The organism is Bradyrhizobium manausense, from assembly GCF_001440035.1.
Lineage (GTDB): Bacteria > Pseudomonadota > Alphaproteobacteria > Rhizobiales > Xanthobacteraceae > Bradyrhizobium > Bradyrhizobium manausense.
The window spans coordinates 280,072-290,673 of the sequence record NZ_LJYG01000108.1 but is presented as its reverse complement, the minus strand read 5'-3'; the positions used below and the strand labels follow the sequence as shown (position 1 = coordinate 290,673).

General features: G+C 65.1%; 10 protein-coding genes. 6 read left to right on the top strand and 4 right to left on the bottom strand.

Annotated features, from left to right (window positions below; all coding sequences use genetic code 11):
• The coding region (gene rimO / locus AOQ71_RS31385) for a 30S ribosomal protein S12 methylthiotransferase RimO (protein WP_245317282.1) at window positions 1–972 on the bottom strand (972 nt) is incomplete at its 3' end.
• Window positions 973–1,083: 111 nt separating this feature from the next.
• Between rimO and AOQ71_RS31380 the strand changes: the two genes are divergently transcribed.
• From AOQ71_RS31380 to AOQ71_RS46080, 5 genes are all read left to right on the top strand, one after another.
• Window positions 1,084–1,674 (top strand): ANTAR domain-containing response regulator, encoded by a 591-nt coding sequence (locus AOQ71_RS31380; RefSeq protein ID WP_057755252.1) that lies wholly within the window; start codon window positions 1,084–1,086, stop codon window positions 1,672–1,674.
• Window positions 1,671–2,834 carry a CmpA/NrtA family ABC transporter substrate-binding protein gene (locus tag AOQ71_RS31375; RefSeq protein WP_057755248.1) on the top strand — a complete coding sequence of 388 codons (1,164 nt, stop codon included), beginning with the start codon at window positions 1,671–1,673 and terminating at the stop codon, window positions 2,832–2,834. The genes AOQ71_RS31380 and AOQ71_RS31375 overlap by 4 nt, the downstream gene beginning before the upstream one ends.
• A gap of 336 nt (window positions 2,835–3,170) precedes the next feature.
• Window positions 3,171–4,949, top strand: a complete 1,779-nt coding sequence (locus AOQ71_RS31370; RefSeq protein ID WP_057756692.1) for a NirA family protein — start codon at window positions 3,171–3,173, stop codon at window positions 4,947–4,949.
• The gene (locus AOQ71_RS31365) at window positions 4,946–6,553 is read left to right on the top strand and encodes a sulfite reductase subunit alpha (RefSeq protein ID WP_057755245.1); all 1,608 of its coding nucleotides are present in this window, start codon (window positions 4,946–4,948) and stop codon (window positions 6,551–6,553) included. The genes AOQ71_RS31370 and AOQ71_RS31365 overlap by 4 nt, the downstream gene beginning before the upstream one ends.
• A 261-nt stretch (window positions 6,554–6,814) precedes the next feature.
• Window positions 6,815–6,988, top strand: coding sequence for a hypothetical protein (locus AOQ71_RS46080; protein WP_083514620.1), 174 nt, complete (start codon window positions 6,815–6,817; stop codon window positions 6,986–6,988).
• A gap of 87 nt (window positions 6,989–7,075) precedes the next feature.
• On the opposite strand, the gene AOQ71_RS31360 is transcribed toward AOQ71_RS46080, so the two are convergent.
• Genes AOQ71_RS31360 through pxpB form a run of 3 tightly spaced genes read right to left on the bottom strand, consistent with a single transcriptional unit; the run spans window position 7,076 to window position 9,640 of the window.
• Window positions 7,076–7,843 carry a LamB/YcsF family protein gene (locus AOQ71_RS31360; protein ID WP_057755242.1) on the bottom strand — a complete coding sequence of 256 codons (768 nt, stop codon included), beginning with the start codon at window positions 7,841–7,843 and terminating at the stop codon, window positions 7,076–7,078.
• 31 nt (window positions 7,844–7,874) lie between these two features.
• Window positions 7,875–8,912, bottom strand: a complete 1,038-nt coding sequence (locus AOQ71_RS31355; protein WP_057755239.1) for a 5-oxoprolinase subunit C family protein — start codon at window positions 8,910–8,912, stop codon at window positions 7,875–7,877.
• A complete protein-coding gene (gene pxpB / locus AOQ71_RS31350; RefSeq protein ID WP_057755237.1) occupies window positions 8,909–9,640 on the bottom strand; it encodes a 5-oxoprolinase subunit PxpB in 732 nt (243 codons plus the stop codon). Before pxpB ends, AOQ71_RS31355 begins: the two co-directional genes overlap by 4 nt.
• A gap of 247 nt (window positions 9,641–9,887) precedes the next feature.
• Here pxpB and AOQ71_RS31345 point away from each other — a divergent pair, with 247 nt between their 5' ends.
• Window positions 9,888–10,586 (top strand): ribonuclease activity regulator RraA, encoded by a 699-nt coding sequence (locus tag AOQ71_RS31345; RefSeq protein ID WP_057755234.1) that lies wholly within the window; start codon window positions 9,888–9,890, stop codon window positions 10,584–10,586.
• The last annotated feature ends 16 nt before the right edge of the window (window positions 10,587–10,602 follow it).

Sequence of the window (10,602 nt, the reverse complement as noted above, 5' to 3'; positions counted from 1 at the left end):
GGCTTCATCGAGCCAGTCGAGCAGATAGGCGAAATCGGCATCGGTCTCGCCGGGGAAGCCGACGATGAAGGTCGAGCGCAGCGCCAGATCAGGACATTCCTCGCGCCAGCGCTTGATGCGCGCCAGCGTCTTGTCCTGCGCGGCCGGGCGCTTCATCGCCTTCAGCACCTCGGGGCTCGCATGCTGGAACGGGATGTCGAGATAGGGCAGCACCTTGCCCTCGTTCATCAGCGCGATGACCTCGTCGACATGCGGGTAGGGGTAGACATATTGCAGCCGGACCCAGGCCCCGAACTCGCCGAGCTCGCGCGCGAGATCGAAGAACTTGGCGCGGACCTGGCGGTCCTTCCAAGGGCTCTCGGCATATTTGAGATCGACGCCATAGGCCGAAGTGTCCTGCGAGATCACCAGCAGCTCCTTGACGCCGGCGCCAACCAGGCGCTCGGCCTCGCGCAGCACGTCATTGGCCGGACGCGAGATCAGGTCGCCGCGCAGCTTCGGGATGATGCAGAAGGTGCAGCGGTTGTTGCAGCCCTCGGAGATCTTCAAGTAAGCGTAGTGGCGCGGCGTCAGCTTGATGCCCTGCGGCGGCACCAAATCGAGATGCGGATTGTGCGCCGGCGGCAGCGCGCGGTGCACGGCATTGAGCACGCTCTCATATTGCTGCGGACCCGTGATCGAGAGCACGCCGGGATAGGCCTGCTCGATCGCTTCCGGTTCCGCGCCCATGCAGCCCGTGACGATGACCTTGCCGTTCTCGGCCATGGCCTCGCCGATCGCCGAGAGCGATTCCTGCTTGGCGCTGTCGAGGAAGCCGCAGGTGTTGACGATGACGATATCGGCCCCGTCATGCTTGCGGGCGAGCTCGTAGCCCTCGGCGCGCAGGCGCGTGATGATGCGCTCGGAATCCACCAATGCCTTGGGACATCCGAGTGACACGAAGCTGACCTTGGGCGCAGCCGTCTGATCCATATCCAAATCTGCCTGATTGACAGGCCTGAGCTAGTCCCAATTGCTCATAATTACAACCCTTTGCATGGCGCTCCGGCATGCTATGGATGAATCGCCTGCCGTGAGTGAGCCATGAGCGCCGAACAGTCGCCCAAGATCGTGATCGTCGACGAAAGCCCGGTCAGGGCCGCGATCCTCGAGGAGGGCTTGCGGGAGGCCGGATTCACGCAAGTGGTCCATATCCGCGAGATGCAGAGCCTGCTCGCCCGTATTTATGCGGTGGACCCCGATATCATCCTGATCGATCTGGAAAACCCCAGCCGCGACGTGCTGGAGGCGATGTTCCAGGTCAGCCGTGCCGTGAAGCGGCCGATTGCCATGTTCGTCGACCAGAGCGACTCCGCCTCGATCCAGGCGTCCGTGGAGGCGGGGGTGTCCGCCTACATCGTCGACGGGCTGAAGAAGGAACGCATCAAGCCGATCCTCGACCTCTGCGTGTCGCGCTTCAACGCCTTCGCAAAACTCCAGCAGGAGCTGGAGCGGACCAAGTCGCAGCTCGAGGACCGCAAGGTCATCGAGAAGGCCAAGGGCATCCTGATGAAGGTCAAGGGCCTCACCGAGGACGAGGCCTATGTGCTGCTGCGCTCCACTGCCATGCGCGAGAAGAAGAAAATCGGCGAGATCGCGCAGTCGATCATCACCGCGTCGGAGATGCTGAAATGACCGCACCCCTTCGCATCGGGTTCATTCCGCTGGTGGATGCCGCCGCCCTGATCGTCGCCGTCGACAAGGGATTTGCCGCGGCCGAAGGGCTGGAGGTCGAGCTGGTGCGCGAGGTGTCGTGGTCCAACGTCCGCGACAAGCTCAATATCGGCCTGTTCGATGCCTCGCATCTGCTCGCGCCGGTCGCGATCGCGTCCTCGCTCGGGCTCGGTCACGTCAAGGTGCCGATCGCGGCGCCGTTCAATCTCGGCATCAATGGCAATGCGATCACGGTCTCGCCGGCGCTGCACGCCGCGCTGATGGAGGAGATCGCCGGCGACCGCGTCGATCCGATGGCCACAGCAAAGGCGCTGGCGAAGGTGGTGGCAAAGCGCCGCAAGGCTGGCGCCGAACCATTGACCTTCGGCATGACCTTTCCGTTCTCGACCCACAATTACCAGCTGCGGTTCTGGATGGCGGCGGCCGGCGTCGATCCCGACGAGGACGTCCGCCTGGTCGTGCTGCCGCCGCCTTTCATGGTCGACAGCCTCAAGAGCGGCCATGTCGATGCCTTCTGCGTCGGGGCGCCCTGGAATTCCGTCGCCGTCGATCTCGGCATTGGCCACATCCTGCACTTCGTCTCCGACTTTCTTGCGCGCGCGGCAGAGAAGGTTTTGGCCGTGCGTCAAAACTGGGCGGACAAGAATCCGGATGTGGTGGCAGCGCTTGTGCGTGCGGCCGTAAAATCCGCCGAGTTCATCGAGCATCCGGACAACCGGACCGAGGCCGCGCGTATCCTGGCGCAGCCGGAGCGGATCGGCGTCGATGCCGAAGTCATCCAGCGCACACTCGATGGGCGACTGAAGATCTCGCCGGATGGCACAATGCGCGAGAGCGACCGTTATCTCCTGGTCGGACGTGAAGGGGCAGGACGGCCGGACCCGGTCCAGGCCGCCTGGCTCTACGCGCAGATGGTGCGCTGGGGGCAGACGGCGCTGACGGCTGAGGGCGTCAACACGGCCATGGCCGTGTTCAGGCCCGATCTCTACGACGCGGCCCTCAGTATTCCGCGGCCTACCGATCCCCCCGCGCCGTTCAGCGCCTTTGTCGGCCCGGCCTTCGACCCCGACAACATCAGAGGGCACCTTGAAGCCTTCGAGGTTGGCCGCTGGAAGGCTTGATTCGGGCTCTGCACCCTTTTAAGGCGCTCGGGACCATCGGCTAAATTTTAAGCCCGCTGCTCGAATTTCGTGAAGGGCGGTCCCCGGGAAGTTCCCGGACCGCTCAATAACTTATTGAAATCGCGTATCTTTCTATTTCAATGCGGCTGGCACGCAACTTGTATGGTGCAGTGCGGCCAGCTTGTCGCAGACGCCTGCTGAGCCAAGTCCCACAGCAACGAAGCTGACTGGACCGTGGAGTAGCGAAGCAGGCTTCGAGCCAGCTGAGTTCCTCGCGGGTCATTCTCAATTCCGTCGATGCCGCCGCTGGTGGCCGCAGGAGCTTCGTTACCGACCATGAAAATCGAAACGCTCGCAGTCGACTTCACCGACGAGCAGAAACGCTATCTCGAAGGTTTCACGACCGGCCTGCAGATCAGCAAGGTTGGTCGTGGTTTGGGCGGCGGCGGCAAGGCGAATGCCGAGCCTGTTGGTCCCGATGCCGCGCATATCAAGGCGCAGGACAAGGTCATCGCCGCAGGCAAGAAACTCGCCGACCAGGAGAAGTTCAAGCGCGACGAGCATCCGTTCGATGCCTATCCGCGGCTGCGCCAGCAGGCGCTCGACAACGCGCCGCCAAGCCCGGCGGACAATTTCCGCTGGCGCTATTACGGCATCTTCTACGTCGCGCCGACGCAGGATTCCTACATGTGCCGCCTGCGCATCCCGAACGGGATCATGAAGCACTGGCAGCTCACGGGTCTTGCCGATCTCGCCGAGGACCTGTGCGGGCCCTACAGCCACGTCACCACCCGCGCCAACCTGCAGCTTCGCGAGCTTCCGCCGAAGAACGCGACCAGGTTGATCGAAGGCATCCAGGATCTCGGCCTGTGCTCGCGCGGCTCCGGCGCCGACAACATCCGCAACGTCACGGGGACGCCCACGGCCGGCATCGATCCGCAGGAGCTGATCGACACGCGGCCCTTCGCGCGCGAGTGGCACTACCACATCCTCAATGACCGCTCGCTCTACGGCCTGCCGCGCAAGTTCAACGTCGCCTTCGATGGTGCCGGCAAGATCGCGGTGCTGGAGGAGACCAATGACATCGCCTTCACGGCCTATGAGGTGAAGGACGGGTTCGGCGTCGAGCCCGGGGTCTGGTTCCGCCTCGGCCTCGGCGGCATCACCGGCCACAAGGATTTTGCAAAGTACTCGGGCATCATCGTCAAGCCCGAGCAGGCGACATCAGTTGCGGATGCCATCGTGCGCGTCTTCATCGATCATGGCGATCGCACCAACCGCAACAAGGCGCGGCTGAAATACGTGCTCGACGCGATGGGCCATGACGGCTTCCTCAAGCTTGTCGAGGAGCGGCTGAAGACCCCGTTCACGCGGGTGCCGGAAGAAGCGTTTGTCGCGCGGCCCGGGGCGGACCGCATGGCCCATATCGGCGTGCACAAGCAGAAGCAGGACGGCCTGAACTGGATCGGCGTGTCGCTCACTCTCGGCAAGATGAGCTGCGAGCAGATGCGGGGCCTCGCCAGGGTCGCGCGCGATCTCGGCGATGGCGAGGTTCGGCTGACGGTCTGGCAGAACCTGCTGATATCAGGCGTGCGTGACGAGAACGTCGCGCTTGCGGTTGCCGCGATCAAGGACATCGGGCTCGCGGTCGAGGCCTCCCATATCCGCGCCGGACTGGTCGCCTGCACCGGCAACGCCGGCTGCCGTTTTGCCGCTTCGAACACCAAGCGCAATGCGGCCGCGATTGGCGACTGGTGCGAGCCGCGTGTCGCCATGGACAAGCCTGTCAACATCCACGTCACCGGCTGCCACCATTCCTGCGCGCAGCACTACATCAGCGACATCGGGCTGATCGGCGCACGCGTGCCTGTCGGCGAAGAGGACACGGTCGAGGGCTATCACCTGTTCACCGGCGGCGGGTTCGGCCCTGACGCTGACGTCGGGCAGGAGGTCTACCACGACCTCAAGGCCGAGGACGCGCCGAAGACGGTCGAGGCGCTGCTCAAGGCCTATCTCGCTCACCGTTCGTCGCCCGACGAAACCTTCCTGTCCTTTGCGCGCCGCCATGACGGCGAAACGCTGCGCAAGCTTGCCGATGCACAGGTGTCCGCATGAACCAGATCACGCCTGCGCCGAAGCTCGATATCATTCCCGCCAGCGCGCCGTTCTCCGACGCGCAGCGTTCCTGGCTGAACGGCTTCTTTGCCGGCCTGTTGTCGCCCGATGTGGCGACGCCGCTGTCCGCGGAGCAGGGCGACGCTGTCATGCCAAGTGGCGATGGCGACGATGGCGAAGCGCCCTGGCACGACCAGACCATGCCGATCGCCGATCGCATGAAGCTTGCGGAAGGGCGCCCCGTCCGCCGCAAGATGATGGCGGCGATGGCGCAGCAGGATTGCGGCCAGTGCGGCTACAATTGCCACGACTATTCGGAGGCGATTGCCAGCCACAGCGAAGCCCGGCTCAATCTCTGCGTCCCCGGCGGCAAGGAAACCGCGCGGATGCTGAAATCGCTCTACGAGGAGCTGGACAAGGCACCGGCGGCCAAGGTGGCTGACAAGGCGGATGTTGCGGCGGCACCTGCCGTGACCGTGACCATCGCCGAGCCGGGCCGCTCACGCGACAATCCGGTGACCGCGACCTTCCTGTCGCGCCGCCTGCTCAACAAGGGCAAGTCGGAGAAGGAGACCTACCACGTCGAGTTCGATCTCGCCGAGAGCAAGCTCGACTACGTGGTCGGCGACAGCTTTGGTGTCTTCCCGCGCAACGATGTCGGCCTTGTCGACCAGATCATCGCGCTGCTCGGCGCATCGCACACCACAGAGGTCAACGGCAAGACGTTGCGCGAAGCCTTGATTGACGACGTCTCGCTGTCGCCGGCGCCCGACACGCTGTTCGAGCTGATCTCCTTCATCACCGGCGGGGCGCAGCGCGAGAAGGCAAGGGCGCTGGCGCAGGGCGAGGATCCCGATGGCGATGCCGCTACGCTCGACGTGATGGCGGCGCTCCAGAAATTCTCCGGCACGCGGCCGCATCCGGAAGCCTTTGTCGAAGCGCTGGAGTCGCTGCAGCCGCGGCTCTATTCGATCTCGTCCTCGCACAATGCGACGCCCGGAAAACTGTCGCTGACAGTCGATTCCGTTCGCTATATCGTCGGCAAGCGCAAACGCCTCGGCGTCGCCTCGACCTTCCTCGGCGAGCGCATCGCCGAGGGCGACAAGCTCAAGGTCTATGTGCAGAAGGCCCACGGCTTCGGCCTGCCGCAGGACCCGAAGACGCCGATCATCATGATCGGTCCCGGCACCGGCATTGCGCCGTTCCGTGCCTTCCTGCTCGACCGCAAGGCGACCGGTGCGCCGGGCAAGAACTGGCTGTTCTTCGGCCATCAGCGCAGCGATTGCGATTTCTTCTATCAGGACGAGCTCAACGCGATGAAGACCTCCGGTCTGCTGACGCGCCTGTCGCTGGCCTGGTCGCGCGACGGCGAGAAGAAGTTTTACGTGCAGGACCGCATGCGCGAGGTCGGCCGCGAGCTGTGGACGTGGCTCGCCGAGGGCGCGCATCTCTACATCTGCGGCGATGCCAAGCGCATGGCCAAGGATGTCGAGCGCGCGCTGGTCGACATCGTCGCCCAGTTCGGTGCGCGCTCGACCGATGAGGCCGTCAGCTTTGTCGCCGATCTCAAGAAGAAGGGCCGTTTCCAGGCTGACGTCTACTAAGGCGCGACGAGATCAGCGTGAATCGCCGCCGCCGCGCAATCGATCCGGCGGCGGCGTTCTACTGTGCATGGGGTTGTTTTCGAGCGTTTGATCTGGGGGGCACCGGAACCGGTTCCATTTGGCTCGGACTTTAACGAATAGGATTCCTGGAACCCGCGGGTTCCGAGAATTTTCGCCTGCAAAGCACGCTAGGGAAACACGTCTATCGCTATTTGCACGACCGTCTTACAGCCGTCGTGGTGAATCGTTCATACTGGCGAGATGGTGCGCTGGAAATCGACCATCCGGGAATTGTCGGCGGAAGCCAGGCTTCATCTCTATGCGCGATCGGTCTCGCGCAGGACCAAGGCGAGCGCGCGGCACATCGGCATCTTCGGCGCGTGCGCGCTCATCGCGGTGCTTCTCTTCGGCACGCTCTCGGCGCACCCGTTCTGAGTTGTCGTTCCGGGGCGGCGCAGCCGAACCCGGAACCTCGAGATTCCGGGTCCGATGCTTCGCATCATCCCGGAATGACGGCGTCCCTCACCCGCGCTTGAATGGCGCGACCTCGATCCCCGCATCCTTCAAGGCCTGGCGCAGCGTGCGCGCGATCTCGACCGCGCCGTGCGTATCGCCGTGGATGCACACCGTGTCGGTGCGCATCTTGATCACCTTGCCTGTGACCGACACCACCGCGCCGTCCTGCACCATGCGCACCACGCGTTCCGCGATCGCCTTGGCATCGTGCAGCACCGCGCCGGGCTTCTTGCGCGAGACGAGGTTGCCGTCGTCCTCATAGGCACGGTCGGCAAACACCTCGTGCACCATCGGCAGGTTGGCCGCTTCGCCGGCCTTCACCAGTTTCGAATTGGCGAGCACGACGAAGATAAGGCTGGGGTCGACCGCCTTGATGCCGGCGGCGATCGCTTTCGCCGTCATGTCGTCCTCGCAGGCGACATTGGAGAGCGCGCCATGCGCCTTCACATGCGTCACCTTGTGACCGGCCGCGGTCGCGATCGCCTGCAGCGCACCGATCTGGTAGGCGACGAGGTTCTCGATTTCGGAGGCCTTGAGGCCCGCGATCGGATGCCGGCCGAAGCCGTGCAGGTCGCGATAGCCAGGATGGGCGCCGACCGAGACGCCGCGCGCCTTCGCCAGCTCCACCGTCCGCCGCATGATGTCGGGGTCGCCGGCATGGAAGCCGCAGGCGACGTTGACCGAGCTTGCGAGTTCGATCATGGCGGCGTCGTTGCCCATCTCCCACGCGCCAAAACCTTCGCCGAGGTCGCAATTGAGATCGATCGTCTTCATGGTTGCTCTCCGCCTTTGGCCTTGTTGTCGCTTACGGCTCCGCCACGACCTGCCAGGTCCCGGCATCCATGGCACTCACCGCATAGCCCGCAACATTGGCATCGCTGAGTGCTTCGATGTTGAGCTCGACGGTGTCGGACGAGCGCAGGCGATCGGGCAGGGTGCGGATCAGCTGCTGAAACTTGCGCGCCTCGTCCTGCGCCTCGGCCATGCTGACCGCCTTGAAGCGGAACGCCGTCCCCGCCGAGGTCTGGGCGAGGCGGCCGACATCGGCCGTGATCACCGTCGCGATCTTGGGGTAGCCGCCCGAGGTGCCGCGGTCCATCATCAGCGCGATCGGCGCGCCGTTGCCGGGCACCTGGATGCTGCCGTTGACGGTGCCGTCCGAGACGATGTTGTGACCGTGCAAATGCTTGATCGCGGGGCCTTCGAGCCGATAACCCATACGGTCCGAGGTCGCCGAGATCTTCCACTCGCTATCCAGGAACAGCGCCTTGTTGGCGTCGTCGAACTCGTCGTCCTGCGGTCCCAGCACGACGCGGATCGGACCGCTCACCGGCTTCGGCAATTCGATCCGCAGCTCCGGCGCGCCGCTCGCGGCATCGACAGTGAATTCGTCGCCGGCCTGCAGCGGCCGCGGGTAGGGGCTGCCGAGCCCGGCGCGGGCGTTGACCGCGAGGCTGCCGAACACCTCTTCGCCCTTGATGGCGCCTTCGATCGCGAGATAGGTGAACGCGCCGCCGCGGGCAAAGCCCAGCGTCAACGTCTCGCCGTCCCTCAGTGTGACGGACGTGTCCATCGCCACCGGTTTGCCGGCGATATCGGCATTGCGCGGTGCGCCTGACATGGCGATGCGCACCGCGCCGTCACGGGCCGTGAGGGTGGCGCCGAACGGACCGATCTCGACGGCGGCTGCGAACGGCGCGTTGCCGACGAGCGTATTCGCCGCGGCCAGCGCCAGCCGGTCCATCGCGCCGCTGACGGTGAGGCCATAGCGCTGCGCGCCGAAGCGGCCGCCGTCCTGGACGGAGCTTGCGGGACCGATGCTGGCGACAATGAGCCGGCTCATGCGTCGACCCGCTCGGCGATGATCTCGCCGGCTTCCGCGGCGCGGTCCAGCTCCTCGAACGTCTTGTGGTCGATCGCAAAGAACGTCACGCGATCGCCGGGCTCGGTGAGGAAGGTCGGATTGCGGTGGAGCTGATAGGTCCTGACCGGCGTGCGGCCGAGCAGGTGCCAGCCGCTCGGCGCGGCCAGGCACTGGATGCCCGCTTGAATGCCGCCGATCGAGATCGTGCCGGCCGGCGTGAACAGCCGCGGGCTCTCTCGCCGCGACATATGCAGCGATTTGTCGAGGCCGCTGAGATAGGACCAGCCCGGCGTGAAACCGATCATGGCGACGCGATAATCGCCGCCGGCGTGGCGGGCGACGATGTCGTCGGGCGTGGTGTTCAGTGCCTTTGCGACATCCTCGAGATCGATGCCGTGCTCGCCGCCATAGGCGACGGGAATGCGCCAGCGCCGCGCCTTGGTGGTCGGCGGCAGCGGTCGGCTGGCGATCGCAAGCAGCTTTTCGCCGAGCGCGTCAAAGCCGATCTTGCCGGGGTCGTAATGCACCAGCAGCGAGCGATAGGTCGGGATCGTCTCGGAGATGCCCTCGATGGGGTGAGCTGCGAGCGCCTTGTCGAGCGCGAGCACGCGCTCATTGGCGGCGTCGTCGATGGTGCGGCTGAACTCGACCGTGACGGCGCTGTCGCCACTGGGCAGAAGGCGGGGCGGGGGAAGCGTCGCGGCCATGAGCGGTCGAATTCGGGCCTTGAGAAAATGCGGGCTCGACCTTGAGCTCCGCCTCAACCCTGCTTCGCGTAAATGCGCCCGCAAGTCCAATAAATTAATGCCGGGTGCGGCGATAAGGCGTTGTTATCGTGTCGCGTAACCAGCCCGGCTGGGCCGCATTCTTGTCAGGGCTTTGGCCCTTGACGGGAAGCCCCCGGCTCGCAAGATGCGCGCGTTCTTTCCTGCACCTCGGAGCTCGTTCTCATCCATGTCGCTGTCCCCCGAAGCCCGCAAGACCCTCGCCGGCATCACCACCGCCACCATCACCACGGTCCTGCTGAAGAAGGGCCTGCGCAATGTGTGGATGCGCGGCGCGCGTCCGCTGCGCCCTGGACTGCCGCGCCTGGTTGGACCGGCCTTCACGCTGCGCTTCGTGCCGGCGCGCGAGGATCTGGCGACGCCGGAATCCTGGTCGTCGCCGATCTCGACCCGCACCGCGATCGAGGCGATGCCCGAGGGCTGCATCGCCGTGGTCGATGCCATGGGCATCACGGATGCCGGCATCTTCGGCGACATCCTCTGTGCCCGCATGGTCAAGCGCGGCGTCACCGCGCTCGTCACCGACGGCGTCGTGCGTGACGTCGAGGGCGTGCTCGGTACCAATCTGCCGGTGTGGTGCGACGGCTATGCCGCGCCGCCGTCCGTGGCAGGCCTCACCTTTGTCGGCTGGGGCGAGCCGATCGGCTGCGGCGGCGTCGCCGTATTCCCGAACGACATCGTCGTCGCCGATCAGGATGGCTGTGTGCTGATTCCGGCGGCGATGCTCGAGCACGTTCTCGCCGAGGGCGGCGAGCAGGAGCGGATGGAAGCCTGGATCGTCAACGAGGTGAATAACGGCGCGGTGCTGCCGGGCCTCTATCCCATGAACGCCGAGACCAAGGCGCGCTACGCCGCCAGCAAGAAGTAACAGGAAACGAGGAACC